This is a genomic window from Streptococcus parasanguinis (assembly GCF_009717775.1).
GTDB classification, from domain to species: Bacteria; Bacillota; Bacilli; order Lactobacillales; family Streptococcaceae; genus Streptococcus; species Streptococcus parasanguinis_AG.
On the sequence record NZ_WMZF01000001.1, the window covers coordinates 265,162 to 291,713 of the forward strand.

General features: G+C 37.5%; 28 protein-coding genes and 1 riboswitch. Of the genes, 27 read left to right on the forward strand and 1 reads right to left on the reverse strand.

Annotated elements, in window-relative coordinates:
- The first annotated feature begins 186 nt into the window (after positions 1–186).
- From GMC92_RS01290 to GMC92_RS01375, 17 genes are all read left to right on the forward strand, one after another.
- Positions 187–1,062 carry an Abi family protein gene (locus tag GMC92_RS01290; protein WP_155199498.1) on the forward strand — a complete coding sequence of 292 codons (876 nt, stop codon included), beginning with the start codon at positions 187–189 and terminating at the stop codon, positions 1,060–1,062.
- A gap of 219 nt (positions 1,063–1,281) precedes the next feature.
- Positions 1,282–3,030, forward strand: a complete 1,749-nt coding sequence (locus GMC92_RS01295; protein ID WP_155199499.1) for a glycoside hydrolase family 13 protein — start codon at positions 1,282–1,284, stop codon at positions 3,028–3,030.
- 86 nt (positions 3,031–3,116) lie between these two features.
- Positions 3,117–3,656, forward strand: a complete 540-nt coding sequence (locus GMC92_RS01300) for an RDD family protein (protein ID WP_155199500.1) — start codon at positions 3,117–3,119, stop codon at positions 3,654–3,656.
- 60 nt (positions 3,657–3,716) lie between these two features.
- Positions 3,717–4,142, forward strand: coding sequence for an 8-oxo-dGTP diphosphatase (locus GMC92_RS01305; RefSeq protein ID WP_155199501.1), 426 nt, complete (start codon positions 3,717–3,719; stop codon positions 4,140–4,142).
- A 239-nt stretch (positions 4,143–4,381) separates the two neighbouring features.
- Complete coding sequence (locus GMC92_RS01310; RefSeq protein ID WP_155199502.1) at positions 4,382–5,242, forward strand: MerR family transcriptional regulator; 861 nt, start codon at positions 4,382–4,384, stop codon at positions 5,240–5,242.
- 150 nt (positions 5,243–5,392) lie between these two features.
- Positions 5,393–5,704 (forward strand): hypothetical protein, encoded by a 312-nt coding sequence (locus GMC92_RS01315; protein ID WP_049506087.1) that lies wholly within the window; start codon positions 5,393–5,395, stop codon positions 5,702–5,704.
- 269 nt (positions 5,705–5,973) lie between these two features.
- On the forward strand, positions 5,974–6,603 hold the full coding sequence (locus tag GMC92_RS01320; protein WP_241672868.1) for an Ltp family lipoprotein: 630 nt from the start codon (positions 5,974–5,976) through the stop codon (positions 6,601–6,603).
- Between the two features lie 126 nt (positions 6,604–6,729).
- A complete protein-coding gene (locus GMC92_RS01325) occupies positions 6,730–7,002 on the forward strand; it encodes a hypothetical protein (RefSeq protein ID WP_315377343.1) in 273 nt (90 codons plus the stop codon).
- A gap of 204 nt (positions 7,003–7,206) precedes the next feature.
- Positions 7,207–7,794 carry an Ltp family lipoprotein gene (locus GMC92_RS01330; RefSeq protein WP_118094927.1) on the forward strand — a complete coding sequence of 196 codons (588 nt, stop codon included), beginning with the start codon at positions 7,207–7,209 and terminating at the stop codon, positions 7,792–7,794.
- Between the two features lie 201 nt (positions 7,795–7,995).
- Positions 7,996–8,883 (forward strand): DUF4300 family protein, encoded by an 888-nt coding sequence (locus tag GMC92_RS01335; protein ID WP_155199504.1) that lies wholly within the window; start codon positions 7,996–7,998, stop codon positions 8,881–8,883.
- Between the two features lie 3 nt (positions 8,884–8,886).
- Positions 8,887–9,300: a hypothetical protein gene (locus tag GMC92_RS01340; RefSeq protein ID WP_155199505.1), complete on the forward strand. Its 414-nt coding sequence runs from the start codon at positions 8,887–8,889 to the stop codon at positions 9,298–9,300.
- Between the two features lie 67 nt (positions 9,301–9,367).
- Positions 9,368–10,219 (forward strand): CbrC family protein, encoded by an 852-nt coding sequence (locus GMC92_RS01345; RefSeq protein ID WP_155199506.1) that lies wholly within the window; start codon positions 9,368–9,370, stop codon positions 10,217–10,219.
- 61 nt (positions 10,220–10,280) lie between these two features.
- Positions 10,281–11,036 carry a CPBP family intramembrane glutamic endopeptidase gene (locus GMC92_RS01350; protein WP_155199507.1) on the forward strand — a complete coding sequence of 252 codons (756 nt, stop codon included), beginning with the start codon at positions 10,281–10,283 and terminating at the stop codon, positions 11,034–11,036.
- A complete protein-coding gene (locus tag GMC92_RS01355; protein ID WP_155199508.1) occupies positions 11,033–11,788 on the forward strand; it encodes a CPBP family intramembrane glutamic endopeptidase in 756 nt (251 codons plus the stop codon). The genes GMC92_RS01350 and GMC92_RS01355 overlap by 4 nt, the downstream gene beginning before the upstream one ends.
- A gap of 157 nt (positions 11,789–11,945) precedes the next feature.
- Complete coding sequence (locus GMC92_RS01360) at positions 11,946–12,617, forward strand: ankyrin repeat domain-containing protein (RefSeq protein WP_070674222.1); 672 nt, start codon at positions 11,946–11,948, stop codon at positions 12,615–12,617.
- A 187-nt stretch (positions 12,618–12,804) separates the two neighbouring features.
- The gene (gene glpK / locus GMC92_RS01365) at positions 12,805–14,313 is read left to right on the forward strand and encodes a glycerol kinase GlpK (RefSeq protein ID WP_070674225.1); all 1,509 of its coding nucleotides are present in this window, start codon (positions 12,805–12,807) and stop codon (positions 14,311–14,313) included.
- Positions 14,314–14,789: 476 nt separating this feature from the next.
- On the forward strand, positions 14,790–15,554 hold the full coding sequence (locus GMC92_RS01375) for a (S)-acetoin forming diacetyl reductase (RefSeq protein WP_155199509.1): 765 nt from the start codon (positions 14,790–14,792) through the stop codon (positions 15,552–15,554).
- 48 nt (positions 15,555–15,602) lie between these two features.
- Here the strand turns inward: GMC92_RS01375 and GMC92_RS01380 are convergent, their stop codons facing one another.
- Complete coding sequence (locus GMC92_RS01380) at positions 15,603–16,022, reverse strand: SP_0198 family lipoprotein (RefSeq protein ID WP_003006862.1); 420 nt, start codon at positions 16,020–16,022, stop codon at positions 15,603–15,605.
- Between the two features lie 345 nt (positions 16,023–16,367).
- Between GMC92_RS01380 and GMC92_RS01385 the strand changes: the two genes are divergently transcribed.
- The 10 genes from GMC92_RS01385 to GMC92_RS01430 all read left to right on the forward strand — a co-directional run bounded on the left by GMC92_RS01385 (position 16,368) and on the right by GMC92_RS01430 (position 26,525).
- On the forward strand, positions 16,368–17,687 hold the full coding sequence (locus GMC92_RS01385) for a haloacid dehalogenase-like hydrolase (RefSeq protein ID WP_049472784.1): 1,320 nt from the start codon (positions 16,368–16,370) through the stop codon (positions 17,685–17,687).
- A gap of 9 nt (positions 17,688–17,696) precedes the next feature.
- Complete coding sequence (locus GMC92_RS01390; protein ID WP_049472785.1) at positions 17,697–18,131, forward strand: EutP/PduV family microcompartment system protein; 435 nt, start codon at positions 17,697–17,699, stop codon at positions 18,129–18,131.
- 50 nt (positions 18,132–18,181) lie between these two features.
- Positions 18,182–19,264 carry a threonine-phosphate decarboxylase CobD gene (gene cobD, locus GMC92_RS01395; RefSeq protein WP_049472786.1) on the forward strand — a complete coding sequence of 361 codons (1,083 nt, stop codon included), beginning with the start codon at positions 18,182–18,184 and terminating at the stop codon, positions 19,262–19,264.
- On the forward strand, positions 19,264–20,139 hold the full coding sequence (locus GMC92_RS01400) for a GHMP family kinase ATP-binding protein (protein ID WP_023023532.1): 876 nt from the start codon (positions 19,264–19,266) through the stop codon (positions 20,137–20,139). Before cobD ends, GMC92_RS01400 begins: the two co-directional genes overlap by 1 nt.
- A complete protein-coding gene (gene cobT, locus GMC92_RS01405; RefSeq protein ID WP_049474834.1) occupies positions 20,132–21,196 on the forward strand; it encodes a nicotinate-nucleotide--dimethylbenzimidazole phosphoribosyltransferase in 1,065 nt (354 codons plus the stop codon). The genes GMC92_RS01400 and cobT overlap by 8 nt, the downstream gene beginning before the upstream one ends.
- A gap of 20 nt (positions 21,197–21,216) precedes the next feature.
- Positions 21,217–21,819, forward strand: a complete 603-nt coding sequence (locus tag GMC92_RS01410; RefSeq protein WP_003006874.1) for a cob(I)yrinic acid a,c-diamide adenosyltransferase — start codon at positions 21,217–21,219, stop codon at positions 21,817–21,819.
- Positions 21,820–22,118: 299 nt separating this feature from the next.
- Positions 22,119–22,264: riboswitch (adenosylcobalamin (AdoCbl) riboswitch) on the reverse strand.
- Positions 22,265–22,542: 278 nt separating this feature from the next.
- Entirely contained in the window at positions 22,543–23,685 is a 1,143-nt protein-coding gene (locus tag GMC92_RS01415) for a 1-propanol dehydrogenase PduQ (protein ID WP_003006876.1), read from the forward strand.
- A 471-nt stretch (positions 23,686–24,156) separates the two neighbouring features.
- A complete protein-coding gene (locus tag GMC92_RS01420) occupies positions 24,157–24,501 on the forward strand; it encodes a BMC domain-containing protein (RefSeq protein ID WP_003006878.1) in 345 nt (114 codons plus the stop codon).
- A 22-nt stretch (positions 24,502–24,523) separates the two neighbouring features.
- Complete coding sequence (locus GMC92_RS01425) at positions 24,524–25,102, forward strand: ANTAR domain-containing response regulator (RefSeq protein ID WP_037607841.1); 579 nt, start codon at positions 24,524–24,526, stop codon at positions 25,100–25,102.
- The gene (locus GMC92_RS01430) at positions 25,089–26,525 is read left to right on the forward strand and encodes a sensor histidine kinase (protein ID WP_049472789.1); all 1,437 of its coding nucleotides are present in this window, start codon (positions 25,089–25,091) and stop codon (positions 26,523–26,525) included. The genes GMC92_RS01425 and GMC92_RS01430 overlap by 14 nt, the downstream gene beginning before the upstream one ends.
- The last annotated feature ends 27 nt before the right edge of the window (positions 26,526–26,552 follow it).

A 26,552-nucleotide genomic window follows, 5' to 3' on the forward strand; every position in this document is an offset into this window, starting at 1 on the left:
AATGATCTATTTTTGAACTATACTCGTAGGTTTAATTTTCTGATTGTATGAATAATTGTGTAAGTAAATTTTAAAAAATACGAATAACACTTGAATTATCTAGTAAAAACTGTATAATGTAATTAATAGGACCGCCCACCTCTCTTTGATGTGACAAGGCGGACATTTTTTTATCTGGAAGTTTTTATGGATGTTAAAGAATTTAAGACTTGGAAAGAGCAAGTAGCTAAACTAATTGAGCACGGTTGTATAGATATCAAATCGGATGAGTTTGCGATTGATATTTTGAAGAAAGTTAATTATTATAGGCTGACTGCTTATTTTTTACCTTTTCGTGATAAGGAAACGCAGAAATATGATTCTAATAAGGTTTCTTTGGAAAAGATCTATGAAATTTACTGTTTTGATGCAGAGTTACGCTTGCTCATTTTTAAGTATATTGAAGATATTGAATTATACTTTAGAACCCAAGTTGCCTACTATCATGGGAAACTATACGGAGCTTTAGCCTATAAAGATAAAACTTCTTTTAATAAATTTCATAAACATGATGAATTTTTGGAAGGTATTGACAAAGAATTAGAACATAGGAAGAAAAGTCTTATTTATAAACATCATCAGATAAAATATGATGGAGTGTTCCCTATTTGGGTTTTAGTAGAGTTTTTCACCTTTGGTATGACATCAAAATTTTTTGCCGATTCGCCTACAGATGTTCAACAGTCTATTGCTAACAATGTTGATCTGAAATCTTCTCAAATCAGAACCTATCTAGAAGTTGCTGTAGTTTTAAGAAATTACTGTGCTCATTATAATCGACTATACTATACAAGTTTTACAAAAATCCCTGGTCAACTCCCTTCTTTTATGCATGAAAATAGTAAGTTAAAAAATAGATTAATGGCTCAACTTTATGCTATTAAATGCCTTTATCCTGATAAGAAAAAATGGAATGATGGATTTTTACGTGAATTATCAGAACTTATTCAACGCTATCAAGAAGCGATTCATCTCCATCATATTGGCTTTATTGATAATTGGAAAGAAGTACTAAAGAAATAAAAATATTGAAATAACTATTTAAGAATAATTCCACCAAGATCTTTAAGCCCAATTGTTGGGCTTTTTGTGTGCAATATAATTATAAAAAGTGAGGAATCTAAAATTATCTCTCAGAATCTTGCAAACGTTTTTATAAAGTAGTATACTAGAAATAGTTTATGGAATCGTTTGCATAAAACGGTAAATGATGAAAAGAGAGTATAGTAGGAGACGAGACAGATGGAATTAACAGCGATTTATCACCGGCCTGAATCAGAGTACGCCTATCTTTATAAGGACGGCCAGCTCCACATTCGCATCCGGACCAAGAAAGAAGATATCAAACGGATTGTCTTACACTATGGGGATCCCTTTATTTTTATAGAAGATCTTTATGAGGCAACTAAGGAAATGGACAAGGTGACGACAGACGACCTCTTTGATTATTGGCAAGTGTCGGTATCTGTCCGCCATGCCCGGATCCAGTACCTCTTTGAATTAGAGGACACAGCGGGAGAAAAGGTCTTGTATGGGGATCGGGGTGTGGCAGCCTACACCGAGGAGAACCTGGACTTTGTCATGAACGGCTTTAAGCTTCCCTTTATCCATGAGATTGATGGGTGTGCTGTTCCAGATTGGGTGGCGCAGACGATTTGGTATCAGATTTTTCCTGAGCGCTTTGCCAATGGGAATCCAGCCATTTCCCCAGAAGGCGTCCGCCCTTGGGATGCCTCTATTGCTCCTCAAGTATTGGATTTCTTTGGTGGTGATTTGCAAGGGATCATCGATCATCTGGACTACTTGCAGGAGTTAGGAATTACAGGGCTCTATCTTTGCCCGATTTTTGAATCTCCGAGCAACCACAAGTACGATACCATTGATTATTTTGAAATTGATCGACATTTTGGAGATAAGGAGACCTTCCGCCAGCTAGTGAAAGAGGCCCATGCGCGTGGGATGAAGATTATGCTGGATGCCGTCTTTAACCATATTGGCTATGATTCACCCCAATGGCAGGATGTGGTCAAATACGGGGAGGATTCGATTTACAAGGACTGGTTCCATATCAAAGAGTTCCCTGTCTCCTCAGAAAATCTGTGGAATAGTCGCGACTTGTCTTACCATACTTTTGCCTTTGCAGGCTATATGCCTAAGCTCAATACGGCTAATCCTGAGGTGAAGGCCTATCTCTTGAAGGTGGCGACTTACTGGATTGAAGAGTTTGATATTGATGCTTGGCGACTGGATGTGGCCAATGAGATCGACCATCAATTCTGGCGGGATTTCCGTAAAGCGGTCTTGGCCAAGAAGCCGGATCTCTATATCCTCGGGGAAATCTGGCATTCGTCCCAACCTTGGCTCAAGGGCGATGAGTTCCATGCGGTGATGAACTATCCCCTCTCTGAAAGTATCAAGGATTATTTCCTGCGGGGGCATAAGGAGACCCAACGCTTCATTTGGGAGATCAATAGCCAGTCTATGTACTACAGGCAGCAGATTTCTGAGGTGATGTTTAACCTCTTAGACTCGCATGATACAGAGCGCATCTTGACGACGGCCAAAGGCGATCTTCAGTCTGTCAAGTCTGCTCTAGCCTTCCTTTATCTGCAACGGGGTACGCCCTGTATTTATTATGGAACGGAGCTAGCCCTCATCGGTGGTCCAGACCCTGATTGCCGCCGTGTCATGCCATGGGAGCGCGTGTCAGCGGACAATGACATGCTCAACTTTATGAAGGACTTGATCCAGCTCCGAAAAGAAGTAGCGAGTATGATTCAGTATGGCAAGGTTAGCTTGGAAGAAGTAGAGCCGGATGTGGTGGCAGTTGAATGGCAGCATGAAGGTAACATGCTCAAAGCCTACTTTAACCAGTCGAAGAAAGACGTTGTCTTAGAAAGAGGACAAGCAGATCTAATCAGTCTTGGGAATATATCCGATGGTCGATTGATCATTCAGCCAAATGGCTTTGTTATTTATAGAGAAGATTAGTAAGAAAGAAGACTGGAATCAAAAGATTGCAGTCTTTCTTTTTTATTAATAGTTTCTTTATTCGTACCCTTATATTATAATAGGAGATGAGAAAGGGGGAGACGGTGATGAAGATGTTAGCAATCAATCCTATTTCGGTTAAAAAAAGAATGATAGAATTTCTATTCGATTATCTTTTCATTCTAGCTTATTTAGTTCTTCTGTTTATAATTTCTATGCTTATTTACATCATTTTTTTTAATGGTGTCCCAGAGTTTACAGAAATTCAGTCACAGTGGCTTGTATTTTTAACATCTATTTTGCCAATCACGCTCCTGTTCACATTCTTGGATTATGCAAAAAATGGGAGTTTGGGGAAGACAAAAGCGGGACTTGAGCTGGTCTACCAGAAAAAAACAGTGCTAGCTAGTTTGATCAGAAACATCATCAAATTTTTACCTTGGCAACTCGGTCATATGGGCACAATTCATGGCTTCTATAGTAATTTTGATGGATTATCCATTAGCCTTTCTATTTCAGCGACTCTACTCGCAGTTTCCTTACTGGCAATGACGCTGTTTAGGAAAGATAAGAGGCATCTAGGTGACCTGCTAGCCCATACGCAAGTGCAACTAAAAGAAGAATAGGGTAGAGATTGTTTATCCTATCCTTAAAGAAAAAGACTAACATAGTTAGGAAGTATTTGTATGAATGAGATCGTTGAGTTTACAAATCTTTGTATGGTAAGAGACGGCGATAGAGTTCTTGTTATTGATCGTAAAAAAGAAGATTGGCCAGGCATAACCTTTCCTGGTGGTCATGTCGAAGCGGGAGAATTATTTACGGAAGCAGTAATCCGTGAAGTGAAGGAAGAAACTGGCTTAAGGATTGCTTCTCCCCAGATTTGTGGAATGAAAGATTGGGTAGAAGACGGCATTCGTTATGTAGTTCACTTTTATAAGACAGAAAAGTTTGACGGAGACTTAATATCCTCTGAAGAGGGGGAAGTCTGGTGGGAGGACCTGAAAGAATTGCCAAATCTAGACCTCTCTCTAGATATGGAGGATATGCTTCGTATCTTTCTTGAAGAAGACCTGTCTGAATTTTTCTACTACCAAGATGGAGAAGATTAGAAGTACGATTTAAAGTGAATTTGGATACTGATTCTTCTAATAATTAACTTGATAACTTTTTTTAGCAGTTAACCCAATGGTTGGCTGTTTTTCTTTTTATAAAAAACTGATATATTCGTGGAACCTTGTTATAATAAAGGAGGGAAGTAATAGGAAAATGATCGTCTTCTGTTTATAAGGTAAAGGTTGACATGCCCCTTGGGGACAGGAGTATCATATAGTAAAGGGGGTGCAAGATTATGTTAAGAAATGATATTCAAAGAATAACAGGTTTAACTCGAAAAGCACTAGAATACTATGAAGAAAAAGGTTTTATTCATCCTCGAAGACTAGAAAATGGGTATAGGGAATATTCGGAAAAGGATGTGGAGATTCTGAATAAGATTGCCTTGTTTAAAAAATTAGGGCTAAGCATAACAGAAATAAAGGACTGTCTGAAGTCAGATGGGGCTACTGCATCTAGTATTCTCAGAAGAAAAGAGCAAGAACTAGAAAGTGATGAGAAACGGAAAGTAGTGTTTGATCTCTATATAAAAGGTGCAGACACGGATCTGATCAATGAAAAACTTGCGGTCATCGAAGCTGAGGACTCCATTTATAAGAGACTCGAAAGAGCATTTCCAGGATACTTGGGGCAATGCTTATTTGCTGCCTATCAACCTTTTTTACAGGAGCCCTTGTCAAAAGGTGGAGAAGAAGCATTTAAGAAGTATATTCAGTATTTAGATAGCCTTCCAACCTTTGAGTTAAGCAGAGAAGAACAGGATTATGTTGATGAACTGAGTTCTAGTTTTAATATGAAGACCTTAAAAGAAGTTAATGAAGCTAAGATAGCTTCGGTAGAAAATTATGAAAAGTGGCATAATGAACATAAGGACATGATTTCTATCTATGATCGTTATTTGAACAGTGATGATTACAAAACAAGTCCAATGAAACACATTCAAGATCAACTGAAAACATTTTTGGTTGACCATCACTACTATGAACTCGCTATTCCGCTGATTAGACAATTTAGTAAGAGTTACGATCATTATTATAAAAAACTAACGGAGGCAAGTAACTATTACTTAAAACAAAAAGGAGATGCTCCACAATAAATGGAAGATAACTATACTTCATAAGATTTAACGACTAAAAGATAGTGTGAGGGATGACTTGCCCTTGCTCTATTTTTCAGTTCCTTTAGTTGTACTTTATCCTACATAGGTGTATAATGTGTCCTTAGATAAACAAATGAGGAATTTACTATGGAATTAAAAGATTTTACAGAAAAAGAACAAGAACAAATCAACCAAGGTTTGAGTACAGCTGAGATTTCTGATAAAGAAGCGGCGAAGAAGTTGCTCGCTTTAGTCCCGCAAGAATGGATCAAACGTATTCCATTCTTTGTCAGAGGGCATGCAACGACCAAGACAGTTGAGCGTGTAGCCAAGCAATACCCTGAACTCTATGCTGTGGCTAAACGTCAAGGGGACCTTCCTGAAAAAGAGGGAGAAGAGCTCCGCAAGATTATGACAGCCATCTTTGAAGAAAAGATGAACAAACACAAGATTAAATAATCTTATATAATACTTTGTTATTTTTTTATCACATAATTGAACGAGTGATTGCAGTTGAAATATTGCAGTCGCTTTTTTTATTCACTAGTATGAAGACTTTTACACTAGTAAATAAAAATGAACAATATTTCATGGTATAATACTAATGAATGTAGTTCAAGAGGAATCAAGTATTCCATTGGAGAAAACAAGTAAAGGTATTCACTATGAAAAGATTTTTGATATTTATTTTTTCGGTGTTTGGATTGTTCGTAGGATGGATAGCTATTATGGTATATAGTTATCAAAGAAGTTATAATGAATGGAAAAATTCACGTTCAGGATCAAAGATAACTTATCCTGTACAAGAATACTCTTCTTCAAATTCTAGTACGAATTATTATGATTATAAAAAATACTCTTCTTCAAGTTCTAGTAAGACTTCAAGTTCTAGTACGAAGTATTATGATTATAAAAATTCAAATAAATCTACAGATGCATATGTAAAAGCTCTCTTTTTGTCAGAAAATTCTCATTTATCGAAACAGAAAATTGAACAAGATCTAACAAGGTGGTATTCAGAGGATGCTTGCCAGTACGCTATGAATAAACTTAATATAGACTGGAAAGAGCAAGCTGTTTTAAAAGCAAAATCACTTCAAATGTTTCATTTTTCAAAAGAAATGTTAGTTTGGCAACTTGTAAATGATGATTTATTTACTCAAAAAGAGGCTGACTATGCTGCAGAACAAGTTCATTTCGATTGGAAGGAGAACGCTGTGAAAGAAGCGGAATCTTATGCAAACGGTAGCAAAATTTCGAAAGAAAAGATATTAGAAATACTTGTTGAAAATAGAAAATTTACTCAAGAGGAAGCGGAGTACGCAATAGAACATGCCAAAATAGATTGGGATGACTAAAATATAATAGGGTGACTAAAATATAATAGTGATATGTTTTTATCTAAATGTTCTTCCATTACAAACAAATTTGTCAATAAAAACATTTTTAACTTTTAGAACTTTACAGAAAAAGAACAAGAACAAATCAAGCAAGGATTGAGTACAGCTGAGATTTCTGATAAAGAAGCAGCGAAGAAGTTGCTCGCTTTAGTCCCGCAAGAATGGATCAAATGTATTCCTTTCTTTGTCAGAGGGCATGCGACGACCAAGACCATCGAACGTGTAGCAAAGCAATCCCCTGAACTCTATACTGTGGCCAAGCGTCAAGGAGACCTTCCTGAAAAAGAAGTAGAAGAGCTCCGCAAGATTATGACAGCCATCTTTGAAGAGAAGATGAACAAACATAAGATTAAATAATCCTTTATATTACTTTGTTATTTTTTATCTCACAATTGAACGAGTGATTGCAGTTGAAATATTGCAGTCGCTTTTTATTTACTAATATAAAGACGTTTACACTAAAAAATAAAAATGAAGAATATTTCATGATATAATACTCATGAAAGTAGTTCAAGAGGAATGAAGGATTCCTTTGGAGAAAAATAAGTAAAGGTATTCATTATGAAAAAATTTTTGATATTTATTTTTACAATGTTTGGATTGATGTTAGGAATGTTAGCTATGATGTATAATGAATATATTCGAGCTTATGAAGCGGCTCATCATAGATCAAGCTTTCCAGAACCGAAAGAAAATTTACTAGTACCAGTAAGTACAAGGGCATATGCAAAAGCTAAATCTTGGTCAGAGAAATCTCCTTTATCGAAGCAACAAATTAAAATTTATCTTACTAAGTATGGCATGTATTCAGAGTATATTTCCCAGTCCGCTGTCAATAAGCTTAATATAGACTGGAAAGAGCAGGCTGTTTTAAGAGCAAAATCATATCAAAAGTTTCATTATTCAAAAGAAAAGTTAGTTGGGCAACTTGTAAATGTTGATCTATTTACTCCAGAAGAGGCTGATTATGCTATAGAAAAAGTTCATTTCGATTGGAAAGAGGAAGCTGTGAAAGAAGCGGAATCTTCTGCAAACGGTGGCAAGATTTCGAAAGAACGGTTATTAGAAATACTTGTTGAAAATAGAAAATTTACTCAAGAGGAAGCGGAGTACGCAATAGAACATGCCAAAATAGATTGGTCTGATTAAACGATAATTTTAATTTTGATTTTTGTAACATATTAAAGAGCTGGACAGTCTGCCAGCTCTTTTTTGTTACTTATAAACTTTTCTCATTTCGTAAAAAATAGTTGGAGCAAAGCTAGTTTTAAACTATAATAGAGGAAAAGGATTATCGATATGAAAAATTTATAGAACAAACATTTTAATCAATAGAGAAGGAACCAGTTTATGAAACCATCTAAAAAAATCATGCTCCTTACTAGCTGTGCCTTGGCGCTCTTTGCTTTAGCGGCTTGTGGTAGCAACCAAAAGCAATCCAAGGAAAAGCAGGCAAGTTCCACTGTGCAGAAATCTAGTTCAGATAAGGAGCGCTACAAGGGAAGCTACAGCAACCTCAACAGCAAGGCAAGTGTCGAAGAAGTGCGGACTCTCTTGTCTGCTTATTTGGATCAGGACAGTGTAGATAAATTTTTGGGTCTGGTAACAGATTACGATAGCATTGTCGGCTCGGTCGGCTTAACGGGTGACTTCAGCACCTTCAAGAAAACAGACTACAATGTTGAGAAGATCAGTGACTTGTGGACCAAGAAAAAGGGCGATTTCGTCGGGACCAACTGCCGGATCAATAGCTATACTCTTCTGAAGAATCGCATCGAGATCCCTAAGATGAAAGCGGATAGTGAACTCTTGTTCGTGGACAATGATGCCATTGACAAAGGCAAGGTCTTCGATGAGGCAGACAAGGAAGCCTTTAACATTCTGTATTCACGGGTTCCGACAGAAGCTACAACGGATGTCAAGGTCCATGCTAAGAAGATGGAAGAGTATTTTTCTCACTTCAAGTTCAATGAAAATGCCCGCATGCTTTCCGTTATCGTTCATGATAACCTAGACGGAAATACCCTTTTTGTAGGGCACGTCGGTGTCTTGGTTCCTGCAAAGGACGGCTATCTCTTTGTTGAAAAGCTGACCTTTGAAGAGCCTTACCAAGCCATCAAATTTGCGACCAAGGAAGATGTCTACAAATACTTGGAGACCAAATACCAAGATTACACCGGTGAAGGTCTAGCTAAGCCCTTTATCATGGACAATGAAAAATGGATTGAGATGAAGTAGAGAATGAAGGACATTGTGATAGCATTTAGAAAGATAATAGAGTATGCTCCGATTCTTTATGCGCTCATTTTCTTGCTCTTTTTCAGTCTTCTCCTTTTCCTGAGAAGAAGGGCAATCGTGAGATCTAGTGGCGGTCCCTTCTTTGCCCCTTTTCATATTAGCTATGGCTTCTTCTACATTCATGTGTCTCTGTGTTTCAGCCGTCGCAGGATCCCACTGAAAGAAATCAAGCAAATCACGTACGCAATTTTTCGTGGTCGCGCTGGTGGTGGGAGTCGCTATGCTTTCTATATTGAACTCAGAAATGGTAGGACCATTCCCTTCTTTTTTGGAAAAAGTAAACAGAATGAACTGTTGGTTGAAAAACTCAAGCAAAATGCTGGTAAGTATGGGTTTAAAGTACATTTTCAACGCTAGAATACAATCACCTGAAGGAAACAAAACTAGAATTTGATTCTCTGTAAAAACGAAAGTGAGCAATTCTATGAACGAATCTATGAAAGAATATATCCACTTAAAAAAGCAGTTCCAAGCGCAAGATAAGGATTCATCCAGCGTGCTGGCTTTCTATGAATTTGCGGATCGGCTGACCTTACTGGAAACTCCAGAAGCTAAGCAGGTCTTGGTGGAGGTGTATCAGGAGTTGGGCTTGTATGCCAGTGCTTTTGCTCTCTTCTCAAAGCTAGTAGACAAGTCTGATCGGAAGCAAGTTAAGAAACTTTTCACCTTAGAAAAGATGAGTCTAAGTCATGGAGATCGCTTTGCTCTCTCTCGCCCCTTGACCGAAAAAGAAAAAGAGGCTCATAAGGAGAAAGTCAGTGAATTGCCAACCTTCCGCTATCATCCGGACCCACTAGCGACGGGTTCCTTTAAGGAAGGGGAGCCTAAGACCTGCCCTTCGTGTGGGGAAGACCACACCATCTATTATGCTCTGAGACCTTATTGTGTAGAAGAGCTAAGACATCTCTGTCCAACTTGTATTTCTACTGGTCGTGCTGCCCAAAAGTTTGAAGCAGAGTTTATCCAAGATGCTGATTGGCAAGGGGTCATGGATAAGGAAAAAGACCAGATCCTCTTCTGTCAAACTCCAGGCTATAGTAGCTGGCAAGGCGAATATTGGCTCTCTTGTTGCCAAGACTACTGTGCCTATCTGGGGACAGTTGGCACTCGTGAACTGGAAGAAATGGGCATTGCAGAGCAAGTTTTGGAAGAATATGAGGCACGTGATGAATTTCAGGATGTGGCTGAATACTTAGTCAAGGATGGTTCTATGTGTGGCTATCTCTTTCGATGTCTCCATTGTGAACAATACCATCTTTGGGTTGATGCGGATTAGTGGGAAGCTCCAAATCTAATAGAGTCATGAACTAGATGAAAGAATAGAAAAGGGATCACGAATGAGTAGAAAGCAAGCCCTATCCATGTATTTGATAGGGACCTTTGGACAAGTATTAGGTGTCAGCCTTCTGGTTTGGTTTTTAAGAGCAGGAGGAGTCAAGGTTGATTTTACATCACCAATGGGGATGATCGCTATTATTGTAGGTGGCTTATCATCTGCTTTTTGGGGTAGTCTTGCCAGTATTGGCTACCATCAATCTAGTTTCAAACAAGTTCTAAAAGATTTTTTTCAAGTCAAAGACAGTTTGGCAAATTATTGTTTAGTGCTTGTTTTCTTGCTACTCGACTTTTTCCCCTTTATCTTTGGTGGTAAGATCACCACTCAATCGTTGGTCTTGCCAGTGGTGCTCTTTTTCAAGGCTCTTCTTTTTGGTGGGATTGAAGAAATTGGTTGGCGTTATTTCTTTCAGCCAACTTTGCAGGAAAAAATAGCTTATTTTTCAGCTACTTTAATCACCTTTCTAGCTTGGTCTAGTTGGCATCTACTATACTTTTATATTGATGGTTCTTTAGGTGTCATTCAATTGTTTCCGTTTCTAGTAGGTCTGCTAACTAACTGCTTTATCTTATCGGCCTTGTATCATAAAACGCAAAATTTATGGATTTGTGTCATGACTCATGCCTGTATCAATGCCTTGTCTCAGATTCTAGTGAATGAAGAGGTATGGCTATCTATCGTCAGTAAAATTCTTATTATTAGTTTAGCAATCATGATTGCAAGAAAGAAGTATGTAACAGTAAAGGAGGAAAAATGAGAAAATTTATTTCAAAACAATCAGTCGCTATCTGGTATGGATTGACTGCCCTCCTAGCTACCTTTCTAGTCGGGCAAGTGATCCTTTGGTGTTTTCCAGATGGGAGGAGTATGGGGGCCTCGCTACTGTTTATCCTAATGAACTTGATTCCTATGATTGTGGCGGCTGTCTTTTCTCTGGTGTTGAGTGAAGTCAACTCCTTGGGTGAATTTTTCAAAAAGGTCTTTCTTCAAAAAGAAAGTTCCCTATCTTGGATCCTAGCTTTCTTCATCCCCGTCATCTATTATGGGATTTCCGTCCTGCTTATGAACGTTCGCTTTACTGGGAACTCCCTCTTGGCCTTCTTCATTTATTTCCCCTGGACCTTATTATATGGAGGCCTAGAAGAAGTCGGTTGGCGTTGGTTTTTACAAGATCATCTTTCCTTTAGTAAGCACTTTATACCTAAAATGATGGTTCTTTCCATTGTCTGGTTCCTCTGGCATATTCCTATCTATCAACTCCCTTGGATTACAGCAGGTTCGTCCAACTATCTTATCTTTTACCTGATGATTTTAGGGAATGCCTTCCTATTTGGAGCGCTCAAGGAGTACTCGAAAGGAGCTGTTCCTTGTATCCTTGCTCATATGCTAATTGATAGTCTGGCTGTCCTCATGCTGGTTCAGAGCTCGCTTCCTCAGATTATCCTTCTAGTTAGTTTCGAAATCCTAGTAGCCTCTTGGCTGGTGGCTGCACGAAAATCAGAGAAATAGAGTTGTATCTCTTTCGGTGGGAGTCTGTCATCTTTAGCCTTTAGGACTTCAATGTAGAGTCCATAAAATGGTATAATCAGTTTAACGAAGAATCTAGAGATAGGATCAAAGTATCAACATAGTGTTATTTTTATCTATAATGAGAGGGGGAAAGACCATGCAAAAAACCTTTCAGTTGTTGCGAAGAGGAGATATAGAGGGAGTCCGTCAGATATTGGATAAAAAGCCTGAAGAAGTCAATGCTGTTTCGGGTGACAAACCTAAAAGAGATCAGGGACAGTCACTCCTTCAAGTCGCTATCAAATCGGGACATTTAGATATTGCAGACTTACTTATTGATAGAGGAGCAGATCTTAACTTTATCGAAGAGCCGACAGAGCTGAATCCATTTTGTCAACCAGTCCTCCAAACAGCGGGTGGACGAGCTGTATTTGACTGCCGGCGCATGATCAAACGCTGGAATGGTCAATATGAGATGTATTCGTCTAAGGAAAAGGCTGACCGGTCTTTCAAAGTTTTTGAGAAAATGTTGGAACTTGGGGCAGATATTTCTCAGAAGGACAGCCATGGTGGGACTTTGTTGCAAACTATTTTAATTGAAACCAAGGAAGTGCTGCCATCTTATTATTGGAAAACAAAAGAAACCAGCGATAATGTCCTCATAACGGATGAATTACGTCATGATTTAAATCGTATTTATGATCTATTAATTCGTTACGGTGTGACTGCGGACGAAATAGCTGTCTATCAGAAGATTCCTCTCAAAGAACTTTACCAAGACAGTCCGACCATGGAGTTTTTAAATCGGTTAGATCAGAACAGATCTTGATAAGCATTTGAACCACAAGTTAAAAGAGCCTCGGGGCTCTTTTAACTTGTTCTGATAGAGTTAGAAGTAGTAGGAAAATTTTAGACCGGATTTTCTTAAAAAAATGGATACAAATCCATGATGAAATAGAGTATACTAGTTGATGAAAGAACAAGATTTTTAAGTATCGAATTTAGGAGGGCAGTTTATGTCTCAAGAAACTTTCATTATGGCGATTGACCAGGGAACCACTAGTTCGCGGGCTATCATTTTTAATAAAAAAGGCGAGCAAGTTAGCTCTAGTCAAAAGGAATTCACTCAAATTTTCCCGCAGGCTGGTTGGGTGGAGCACAATGCCAATGAGATTTGGAACTCGGTTCAGTCGGTGATCGCTGAGGTCTTTATCGAAAGTGGCATCAAGCCAAATCAAATAGAGGCGATCGGCATTACCAATCAACGGGAGACGACAGTTGTTTGGGATAAGAACACGGGGCTTCCTATTTACAATGCTATTGTCTGGCAATCTCGTCAAACTGCCCCACTAGCTGAAGAGCTCAAAAACAAAGGCTATGTAGAAACCTTCCACCAAAAGACAGGTTTAGTCATTGATGCCTACTTTTCAGCAACTAAAGTCCGTTGGATTTTGGACCATGTTGATGGGGCACAAGAGCGTGCGGAGAAAGGCGAATTGCTCTTTGGAACCATTGATACTTGGCTGGTCTGGAAGCTGACGGATGGAGCTGCCCACGTGACAGACTATTCCAATGCAGCCCGTACCATGCTTTACAATATCAAGGAACTGAAATGGGACGATGAAATCTTAGACATTCTCAACATTCCTAAAGCCATGCTTCCTGAGGTGCGGTCAAACTCTGAAATCTATGGTAAGACAGCGCCTTTCCATTTCTACGGTGGACAAGTGCCGATTGCAGGGATGGCGGGGGACCAGCAGGCTGCTCTCTTTGGCCAATTGGCCTTTGAACCTGGGATGGTCAAAAACACTTATGGAACTGGGTCCTTCATCATTATGAATACGGGTGAAGAGATGCAGTTATCAGAGAATAACTTGCTGACGACGATTGGTTATGGGATCAATGGCAAGGTCTACTATGCCCTTGAAGGATCGATCTTTATCGCTGGAAGTGCCATTCAATGGCTCCGCGATGGCTTGCGTATGATCGATCATTCACCTGAATCCGAGGCCTATGCTTTGAAGTCTCAGAATGACGATGAAATCTATGTGGTTCCTGCCTTTACGGGTCTTGGAGCGCCATATTGGAATCAAGAGGCGCGTGGTTCTGTCTTTGGACTTACCCGGGGAACAACCAAGGAAGACTTTATCAAGGCAACCCTTCAATCCATTGCTTATCAAGTACGCGATATCATCGACACCATGCAGGTAGATGCCAAAACTCCTATCCCTGTCCTAAAAGTAGACGGAGGAGCAGCGAAAAATGATTATTTAATGCAGTTTCAGGCAGATATTCTTGGAATTGCGATTGCCCGCGCGAAAAACTTGGAAACAACGGCTTTAGGAGCAGCCTTCCTAGCAGGTCTGACCGTAGGTTATTGGAAGGACTTGGAAGAATTAAAATCTCTTCATGGAGCAGCCCAAATCTTTGAACCAAAAATGGATGAAGCTCGCAAAGAGGACTTGTACAAGGGCTGGAAGAAAGCAGTCAAAGCCACTCAAGTATTTGCGGAATCTGATGACTAAAGGGACCCATCAAATGAATAGTTTATGAGAGTGGGACAGAAATCGGTAATTCGTTAGAATTCGATTTCGTCGTCCCACCTCCGCACAGTTGAGTAGGGCTGTAAAAGCTGATGAAATCAGCGTAGTAGAGCCCACTCAACCACTGCGTCTTGCTCGACAATTCAAAGACAATTGAGAGGCTAGGACTTTTGTCCCAGCCTCATGTAGCTTTTACAGTATAGAACAATTATCCGTTTTGGCTAAAAGCTATATTCTATTTCACGCTTTCGTTCATTTATCACTAAATAAAGATATCATATAAATAAACTATTTTTTTCAAAAAAACAGGCTAGAGTTTGAAATGTTTTTCACAAAAGAGTATACTGTTAGCATAGTTTTATCGGATATTTATAATAGACCCCATCAAAACTAGTTGTCAACCCTTGCTGTTCTGATAGGAACGTTTGCTGGTATCGTTGATACCAAGGAGGAATCATATGTCTAAAGTAGCTATTGTCACAGGTGCTGGTCAAGGGATCGGTTTTGCAATCGCAAAACGTTTGGTGCAAGATGGCTTCAAGGTCGGAGTATTGGACTACAATGCTGAAACAGCTGAAAAAGCAGTTGCTGAGTTGTCCGCAGAAAATGCTTTTGCAGTCGTTGTCGATGTATCAAAACAAGCAGAAGTGGCTGCAGCTTTCCAAAAAGTTGTTGACCATTTTGGAGATTTGAATGTTGTCGTAAACAACGCAGGTGTTGCGCCAACTACACCACTTGATACAATTACAGAAGAACAATTTACACGTACATTTGCTATTAACGTTGGTGGCGTGATTTGGGGTGCTCAAGCTGCACAAGCTCAATTCAAAGCGCTTGGCCATGGCGGAAAAATCATCAATGCAACTTCACAAGCAGGTGTCGTTGGTAACCCTAATTTGACTGTCTATGGTGGTACTAAATTCGCTGTGCGTGGAATTACGCAAACCTTGGCGCGTGACTTGGCGGATTCAGGCATCACTGTCAATGCGTATGCACCAGGTATCGTCAAGACTCCAATGATGTTTGACATTGCCCATGAAGTTGGTAAGAACGCAGGTAAAGATGACGAATGGGGTATGCAAACATTCGCTAAAGATATCACTTTGAAACGTCTTTCAGAACCAGAAGATGTAGCAGCAGCAGTCAGCTTCCTTGCTGGACCTGATTCAAACTACATCACAGGTCAAACCATTATCGTAGATGGTGGGATGCAGTTCCATTAAGATGAAAAAAGAGGTTGGGATCAACATCCTAACCTCTTATTTTTTATGCTATTTAGTTAATACAATGGTATCAGAAGGATCGCGATCGTCATCTTCAATAGTGAGTTGGTTACCTTCTAGTTTGTAATATTTGAGATCATCCCCTACAGTGAGAGTATGATTGTCAGCGTGAATGGTTACAGGTTTGCTTTCTTTCTCGCCATCGCTTTCAAGCTCTTCCCATGTGCCCGTCGTACCAGAAAGGGTCAGAGTGATCTGATCAGTTTCATCAGTCCCCTTGTATGTCCCATCTAGATTTTCAGGTTGGCTAGCCGTTTGAGAAGTTTTAGAGCTTGAAGCACTTGACGCGACCTGTTGTGAACTAGCAGAGCTTGCAGGTGTTTGAGCTGTCGGATTCGAGCAGGCTGCTAAAAGACCAAGAACTGCCAGTGAGGCAAGAGAAAGTGTGAATTTATTGGACAATGTCATAGGCTTGTCTCCTTTCTTTGATAATCCAAGTATAGCAGAGGATAGAGGAGAAGACAATGAAAACGAATTTTCAGAAAAATAAAATTCGCTTCATGAAGTAGGAACTCATTACCCAATTATTCGTAAATATCATTTTACTATATTGTTTTGTAGAATAGTAGAATTTTATTTGTGATAAAAATGTAACCGTTTTCGGTTGACATTCAATTGTCTAATTAGTATAATGGGTTTGGAATAATATAAAAGGCAATGAGGCCTATGATTGCAATGGCGCAACCGTTTCAAATCATAGGTATCTTATTGCCTTTTTTCTAATTAATAAAATTTTATTTTGGAGGTTTTCTCATGAAGAAACATCGTCTCTTTTTTGTTTGTGGTCTTGCCTTATTTATGGTTGGTTGTCAGGCTTCTCAGTCATCTAAAACAACTGAGCCTAGTAAAGCTAGTCAAGAAACAAGTGTATCAAAAGAAGATCAAGTGCTTAATCGTGGGCAGTGGGAGGATAAGTTATATAAGAAATTAAGTAATGTTATTAAAGATAATGGCAAATCTAGTTCAAAATATAATGAATCAGCGAAGCCGTATGCTGTATTTGACTGGGATAACACAACAGTAATCAACGATATTGGTGAAGCAACTTTTACTTATCAAATTGAAAACTTAGATTTTAAGATGACACCGGAAGAGTTAGATAAGGCTATTCGTACAAATATCCCAGAGGATAACTTTAAAGAAGATCATAACAATAAAGAAGGAAATCCTGTCAACATTGATAATATTGCTAAGGATATCGTTTCTGATTATACTGTTCTTTATAACGAATACAAAGGTTTTAAGGGGACTAAGAGTCTTGATGAAGTGAAACAATTAGACGAATATAAAGATTTCAGTGCTAAATTACGTTATCTTTACGAAGCAATTGGTGGAACTTTCAGTTCAGATATTTCTTATCCATGGGTTACCTACTTATTTACAGGTATGACTTCAGAAGAAGTTCAAGCCTTATCTGAAAAATCAATTGAACGTGCCTTAAAAGAAGATTTAGTTTATGAAACTTGGGTGAGCCCAGAAAGCTTGAAGGGTGAAGCTGGTCAAGTAGAAATCAAATTTAAACGTGGTGTTCGCGCAGTAAAAGAGATGCAAAATCTTTATAAGACACTACAAGATAATGGCATAGATGTTTATGTTGTTTCTGCTTCATTCCGAGATGTTGTTGTTCCTTTTGCTACTAAGGAAAAATTTGGATATAATATTACTGAAGACCATGTCTATGGAATGGAACTCGTTAAAAATGATTCTGGTGTCATTCAATCAGAATACAATAACGACTACTTCCAAACACAAGGTGAAGGAAAAACAAAAACAATCAAGAAGTTCATTGCAGATAAACATGGGAACCAAGATCCTATTCTAATTGCTGGAGATAGTAATGGAGACTATGCAATGTTGAAAGATTTTGAAGGATTACAGATGGGAATCATCTTTAACCTATTACGGGATCCATCTAAAGGAATTGGCTTACTTTCACAGACTGCAGTAGATACATATGATAGCAAAGATGCCAAATACTTCTTACAAGGTCGTGATGAAAACAAAGGTGTTTTAGTTAAGAGTAGAGAAACAATCAAGTTGGGAACTGATGAGGCACAATTAATTAAAAAATAGGGGAGATTTATGAAGAAAATCATGTTTGTTGGTTCAGTGGGAGTGGGTAAAACAACGCTAACCCAACGATTAAAAGGATTAGATATTGAGTATTTTAAAACGCAGGCTGTTCAATTTCACGATAGTATTATTGATACGCCAGGGGAATTTTTACAACACAGACGCTATTACAATGCTTTAACAGTGACTGCAGCAGAAGCTGAAATCATTGGACTCTTAATTGCAGGGAATTCAACCATGCAAACTTTTCCTCAAGGATTTTCTTCATTATTCACCCAAGATGTGATTGGAATCATTAGTAAGATTGACCTAGTAGACTCTGAGGAGCAATTGGAATTTGCGCGTAAACAATTGTTAGATGCAGGTGTTAAACAAATTTTTGAGATTTCTTCAACTGAAAATACTGGGATCGATGCTTTAAAAGACTTTCTTGAGAGTGAGTAAACATGATATAATCTAAAAGGACTACTTTATCTTTCAAGAAGGAGATGTGTATGATTGTTGAACACGGAGGGAATGGACGTCTATTAGCTGAAAAAAATGGAAACTCTTCTGAAAAGTGGATTGATTTTAGTGCCAACATCAATCCTCTTGGAGTTTCCGAAAACCTCCGCCAAGTCTTAGTGGAGAGCATTGATAGAATTACAGAGTACCCAGATATCACAAACCAATATGAAAAAGATTTACTTAGAGACCATCACGGTAATCATGATCTAGAAATTCTTTTGTCAAATGGTGCGGTAGGTTTATTTTATGAGTTAGCTCAGATCTTAAAACCCAAGAGATTACTGATTTTAAGTCCAACCTTTATGGAATATGAAAAGGCTTTTTATCAAGAAGGGACAGAAATTATTTATCATCATTTAACATCTCCTAATTTTGTTTGGACAGTGAAAGATCTTTTATCAGACATGGATCATTTGAAAGCAGGAGATGTTGTCTTATTATGTAATCCCAATAATCCAACTGGATCTGTTGTTCCAGTTAGTCAATTGCTAGAAATTGCGAAAAAATTACTGGAACGGAATATTCATTTTATTCTAGATGAAGCTTTTATTGACTTTTTAGAAGACGAGGAAAAGTATAGTTTTGTTCCATATTTGAGTGAGTTTACAAATACAATTGTTGTTCGATCTCTAACCAAGTTTTATGCGATTCCAGGATTACGATTAGGATACGCCCTTGGGAAACATCCATGCTTAACAAAGATTAATGAACGTAGGGCTCCGTGGACAATTAATGCACTGGCTCTTCAAGCTTTGCCTGTGATTTTAAAGGATCAGGATTATCAAGCTCAGACTCTAAAATGGTTACAAGAGGAAAAAGACTTCCTGTATCGTTCTTTGGAAACTTTTTCTGCATTAACTGTTTTAAAACCAAGTGTTAATTATATCTTTTTTAAGTATACGGGGTCTAAGAATTTACGTGAAGAATTATGGCGCTATAACATTTTTATCCGCTCCTGTTCCAACTACCGTAATTTAAGTAGTGATTACTACCGCGTTGCAATTCGTAGCAGAGAAGAGAATACCTGTTTATTAGTCGCCTTGAAAGCGATTCTTGGAGGACATGAGTAGTGGAAGGGACAATGATAGCATCTTGTCCAGGATCTTGTGGAGAATTATTCCAATGTGTTGTAGATGGTCGTGAATTTTTGATGTCTTATGGCATTGAAAAGAAAAGCCAAGTATTAATTGGCCCTCAAACAGGTGTAGTAGGAGAAGAGTTGCGTCCTAAAATGCTGCGAGTTATAAATGAATTAACAGATCAGATAGATTTCGACTTCTCTTTTCAAACAGATATCTCTGTTGGAAAGGGATATTCTAGTAGTACAGCGGATATGCTGTCAATTTTAGGTGCTTATTTTTCTTGCAAACAAAAGGAAGTGTCAGTCCCTCTGTTAACGAGCTTATGTTCTAAGATTGAACCAAGTGATTCCGTCGGTTTTTCAGACTGGACTGTGATGAATCCTCTTGACGGTGCGATCAAATGGCAGACAAAATGGAAACCGAATCTTTATGTGTACATTCTAGAGCCAGATCAAATCGTCGATACAACGAGTTTCATAAGAATGACAGATAGTCCCTTGTATCCTGCTAAGCAATCAAAGAAATTGCTGATTGATTTCAAAACTGCCTGTGACAAACAAAATGTGAAGCTATTAGGTAAGTTGGCGACTACAAGTGCCTTGTTAAATAACAAACGGTTGCCCAAACCCTATTTAGAAGAAATTATAGAAATTACAACAGAATTAGGTTTACTAGGAGTAAATGTTGCTCATAGTGGTAGCATCGTTGGTATTCTGTTGACTCAAGATCAGCTGATTCACTTGAATAAGTTAGAAGAACGACTTTCCCAACATCCTCTGGCAAGCTATTATTCTATAAGGAATCTAAGCAAAATTATATATGATGGGCTAAAAGTGAAGAAGGTGGAGGAAATCTGTGGATAGGCAAGATGAATTAAATCAAATCCTAAAAAATATTGTACCGATTGATGCTAAAGCATTAGAAGAGGGAAAAAACTATTGTGATCGATTAGCGAAACCTCTAGGTGCATTAGGAAAAATGGAAAAAATGTATGCTAGATTACATGCGATGTTCCCTGACAATATCCAGTTGACGAAGAAAATGGTCATGATTTATGTAGCGGATAATGGAGTTTGCGATGAAGGAATCTCCTCAAACCCTATCGAAACAACATTTATTGTAGCCAATAATATTAGAAATGGGAAAGCAGGGGTGGCTAATATTGCTGAATATGCGGGTTCAGATATTTGCGTCATTGATATTGGTTGTAAAAGCCCAATCTATCCTGATAATCCAGACCATATTCTAAATGGAACACGAAATATGCTAAAGGAACCTGCCATGACTCGTCAGGAGGCCCTAGAAGCGATTTTGGTTGGGTATAGAAGAACTGTTGAATTGATTAATCAGGGCTATACCTTATTTGGGACTGGTGAGATGGGGGTTGGAAATACCACGACATCCGCAGCAGTTATTGCCGCAACTTTGGGGCTCCCTGCACAAGAGGTGACGGGATATGGAGCGGGTGTTACGGAAAAGATGAAGGCTCATAAAACAGCAGTTATCCAAGAAGCAGTAACCAATCATGCACCTTATAGTGATATGATTGATCTGGTTTCAAAAGTTGGTGGGCTGGATATGTTGGGAATGGTTGGCACCTATCTAGCATGTGCCCAACATCAACTGCCTTGTGTCATAGATGGACTGATTTCTTTAACGGGACTCTTGATAGCTTCTCAATTAAAGAAAGAGGTTTTAGATTATTGCTTCCCATCGCATTGTTCAACAGAACCAGGATATCGAATCGTTTCTGACTACTTAGGATTATCCCCTATGCTTCAAATGGATATGCGTTTAGGAGAAGGTTCTGGCTGTCCTTTAGCTTTCTTTTTAATGGAAAGTTCTGTATATACCATAGAACATATGCCAACTTTTGAAGAAGGAAAATTGGACCGGGATGACTATGTCGATATTAGATAATAGGAATAAAGGAGGAAAATATGCAATTATATACAAAGACCGGTGATAAAGGTCTTACAAAATTAGTAGGTGGTCAAAGTGTTGCAAAGGATTCGGATCGAGTCAATGCATACGGGACTATTGATGAACTAAATACTTGGGTTGGTTATACGATTAGTAAAATGGATCCTGAAGATGAATTGAGAGACGAATTGTATCAGTTACAAAATTATTTGTTTGATTGCGGTTCAGATTTATCTACTCCACATGGTGTTTACCCATATAAAGTGGATGAAAGCCTCATCAAATGGATTGAAGAACGAATTGATACGTATGCGGATATTCCACCAGCTCTGGAAAGATTCATTTTACCTGGCGGTGATGAAATTGCTTCAATGGTTCATGTAGCAAGAACCATTGCGCGTCGTGCAGAACGACATATTGTCGCGACCATGTGGACAAATGAAATTAATAATCAAGTCTTAATTTTTGTGAATCGTTTATCTGACTATTTCTTTGCTCTTGCCAGAGTGATTAATTATCGAAAACACTGTGAGGATATTCCTTATGAAAGAGGAGCAAAAGTGTTTCACAATATTACAAAAGCAGATGTGGAGCGGTGGGCAAAGAAAAATAATAACTAGAATAAAAGCACTACCTCTAATAAAAAAATAGGGGCAGTGCTTTTTTATCTATGTCATAATTTTTTGATTAAAGGTGATAAGAAAAAAACCTTGTCTTTCCTAAAGGGAAGGACAAGGTTAGAATTCGAAAGCCAGATGTACAACAGTGTACAAATTTCGTGCTAAGCTTCATTGGTTAACAGTAGCTTTCCAAATATTGACTCTGCTTCTTTGCAGATGATGGGAACCCCATCCTTAGAAAATGATACGTACTCATACGTAGAGTCAATAGGGGAAAGCACTATTTTGGTGTATTTCCTAACTGACATCACCACCTTACATCGAGGCGTGAAATCTACTAAAATTTAAGAATAAAGACCTGACTTAAAGCTAAGCTTATCACAGTGGCGGGACCGTGTTGGATTTTCACCAAACTTCCATACTCTTAAAAGTACCAAAATCATTTCTAGTAACTTTATGATAGCACGATCTAGAAGAATCTGCAAGTATTATGATCAAAAAAATAAAATATATGTTTTTTCTTTTGCGTTGTAAGCGTTTTTATGTTATACTTTTTGTAAAGTACAAGGACGTACAATTTTAAGCAATGAAGCTATATGAAATATGCCAAAATTTATACTATTTGGTAGTGTTTCATGTGGCTTCTTTTTATGTTGTTTTAAGAGTTTCAAATGATAAAGGGGGTAAAATAAAATAAGAAACTCTGAAAAGAAAGGAGAAAGAATGTATAATATTTACTACAAAACTAAAATTTTTGTCGGCAAAGGTGCTTTGGCCCAATTAGAAAACTATCATAACAAAACCATATTGGTTGTTGCTGATCCGTTTTTAAAAGAATCTGGACAGTTAGATAAAATTCTTGATTATTTAGACGCTAGTAACGATATCATAACCTTTACTGATATTGTTCCAGATCCGCCTATTGATGTTATTGTGGCAGGGATTCACGCGACTGAAGGGAAATCAATCGATATTGTCTTATCTGTCGGTGGGGGATCTGCAATTGATGCATCTAAAGCAATGTATTACTTTGCGAAGAAACAAGGGATTTTTACTGATGTGGAATTGATCTCTATCCCAACTACTAGTGGAACAGGATCTGAAGTGACAAGTTTCGCAGTTATTACTGATGCTGAGAAAGGACAAAAGTATCCGATCGTAGATTGGGATATTCTACCGGATATCGCTATATTAGATTCCAATTTGGTGGAAACACTACCAGCTAATATTACAGCAGATACTGGTATGGATGTATTAACACATGCGATTGAGGCCTATGTTTCAAATAAAGCAACTGATTTTTCTGATGCTTTGGCTGAAAAAGCTATCAAATTAGTATTTGAATACTTGCCTCGTGCATACAAAAATGGACATGATTTAGAAGCACGTGAAAAAATGCATGTAGCCTCTACTTTGGCGGGAATGGCCTTCAACTCAGCTTCATTGGGGATTAATCATAGTATCGCCCATGCAGCTGGAGCTAAATTCCATATTCCTCATGGACGACTTAATAGCATCTTAATGCCACATATTATCCAGTATAATGCGAATGTGGCAACGACAGGTACCCGTGCTGGTAATTTGAATAAAGAAACTGCTGAAAGATATCAACAGATTGCTCGTTTATTAGGGTTGAGTGCTTCTACACCTATTCTAGGTGTAAGACAATTAGTGGATGCTGTTCGAAAACTTCAGAAAAAATTAGATCATCCGACTTCTTTAAGATCTTATGGAGTGGGAGTGGATGATTTTAATGCTCATAAACGTGAGATTGCGGAAGCTGCTTTATTGGATAAGTGTACGATTACAAATCCGAGAGTCCCTACAGTTGAAGAATTATTGAAGGTTTTAGAACAAGCTTTCTAAAAAGAGTCATTTTAAATTAACAAAAATAGAGTATAAAGTCTAATTCATTTAGTAGAAATGAATCTGCTGGTGAAAATTAAAAAAGACATGTGAGTTCAGATTTTTTTATGAATATATATATATAATAAAAGTTCACATGATTAATTGGAATTTTTAAATTTATTTTGTTTAATATAGGCTTACTTTTATAATTTTTTAAAAGCACTAATAAGTTGTCTTGTATTGGTTTTGCATAGTACATAATTGGATGTTAGTGGTTCTATATTTTATAATCAATTATTTCAAATAGTTAAATTAACATACAAAAAATTAAAGGATTAAAAAAATTCCCCTCAAATTTAGGATCTTTAATTTGACACTGTTATGTAATAATTTAATTAATAAATTTTATTGAAAGCGAATACTAAATATAGTATAATCAAATTATTTAGAATTATATTTATTGTAAAACCAATCCAGAGGTGGTAATAAATGTCAGAAAAACAAAGAATGATTCAGGAATACGTTCCTGGTAAACAAGTCACATTAGCACATTTAATTGCTAGTCCTGATCCTGTTATTTTTGAAAAATTGGGGTTACAGACAGATTTTCGTGATGCTATTGGGATATTGACCATCACTCCAAGTGAGGCTGCAATTATTGCTGTGGATATAGCTACTAAAGCAGCTGGGGTACAGATTGGTTTTGTGGATCGATTTAGCGGATCTGTTGTAATGACAGGGGATGTTGCGTCAGTAGATGCATCACTCCACGCAGTATTAAATGGTTTAGAAGAGATTCTAGGCTTTTCAAGTACAGTTGTAACAAGAACATAATTTCATATGAGGGATGGAGTTTATGAAAGGCAGAATACTAATTTGTGATGATGATCCGATTATTCGCTTAGATATCAAACAAATTTTAGAACAGTCAGATTATGAAGTGGCTGCAGAAGCAAGTGATGGTTTTGAAGCTATTGAACTTTGTCAAAAACACTTTTTCGATCTAGTAATAATGGATATTAAATTACCGTTATTAGATGGTTTATCAGCAGGTAAAAAAATATTAGATGATGAATTAGCATACGGTGTGATAATTCTTTCTGCTTATAATGATGACCATTATATCAAAAAAGCAAGTTTAACTGGTGCTAGTGCTTACTTGGTAAAACCGTTGGATGCAAAGTCTTTAATTCCTACAATAGCAGTTTGTATAGAGAAAGGACGGCAACAGCAATTACTTTCGAAGGAATTAATTAAAATTAGTAAGAAGCTCGATGATCGAATTGTTTTAGAAAAGGCTAAAGGACTTTTGATGACGAGAGATAATCTTACGGAACCAGAGGCTTTTAAACAGATTCGGACAATCAGTATGCAAAAGCGTGTTCCAATGATTGAAATTGCAAAGTTGCTGTTATTGAATAATGAAGTACAATAATCAGATAAAGAAATTTTGCGAGGATAAAACAGATCTTAATGAAGCAGATATTGATTATTTGATTCGACAATCAGAGGCAGTTTTATCAAGCAAAGAGTTTATGGATAAGGACGTCTTCATTGATGTAAAAAATATTTATTCTGATCATGCAATTGTCGTTTTTCATAGAAAGCCTCATACAAAGGAGAGCTTGTATGAAAAAACAGTTGTTGGGCAGTCTGCCTTTTTAGAAAATGAACCTGGGGTTCTTCGTACACTTCAAACAGGTGTTCCTTCTGTGGGTCTTCGAGGACAATCGCAAGAAGGAGTTGCAATTGAACAGACTGTTTTTCCAATTATCAGAGGAAAAAAAGTAATTGCTACTTTAATCGTTGAAAGTGATTTTTCAGATAGTTTCTCATCAAGTTTTTCTCTCCAGCATTCGAAAGGTGACCATTCTTATATTTTTCAAGCACCTTCTGAATCAATCCGGGAAGAAGAGGTATCATTATTAGATTATGTAGAAGATGCAGTATTAGTATTTGATCGAGGAGGATTTTTACTACATTGCAATCAATCAGCGGTTGTCTTATATCGAAGTAAGTTGGGTTACTTAGAAAGTATACAAGGAATGCATTATGATAATCTCTCTTTAGATGGAACAATTTTTTCTGAATTAGTAGAGGATAATTTTTCAAATAGTAATAAAACAGTTAAGTACGGAAAACATTATTTTCAAGTGAAGTGTTATCCCAATGCTCGCAATCATCAAACGATTATTACTATAAAAGATACCAGTGAACTACGGGAAAAAGACAAAGAAATCCAAGAGAGTTTGATTGCTTCTCGAGAAATTAATCACCGAGTTAAAAATCATCTTCAAACCATTATTTCTTTATTGCGATTGCAAGGAGCACAGGTTAAAGAGTTTGGTACAAAAGTTGCTTTTGAAGACTGTATAAACAGAATTTTCTCGATAGCTGCTACCTATGAACTTCTTTCTAATCAAGAAAATGAAAAAATAGATTTGAAGTCTTTGGTTGAAATTGTTTCATCAAATCTTCAACGCTGTTTTGCAGAAAAATCAGAAATTCAATTAAAATTAAAATTATGTGATGATATTTACTTGGATCATAATAGAGCATCGTCACTGGCATTGGTAATAAATGAATTATTACAAAATGCTTATGAGCATGCTTTTTCCAATAAAAAATATCAAAAAAATAAAAAAAATCAATGTATTCGTTTGCAAATGACGAAAAATGATGATATAATACGTATACAAGTAATTGATAATGGTAGCGGTTACAATGTCGAAACCGTGGGTCAAGAGCATCTTGGCTTAATACTTGTTCAAAGATTTGTAGAGAGTAAATTATCCGGAAGACTAGTCACGACCTCAAACAATGAGGGAACGCAAGTTAAGATAATTTTTAAAGTGTAAATAATTCTAGACTAACAATGAAGTCAG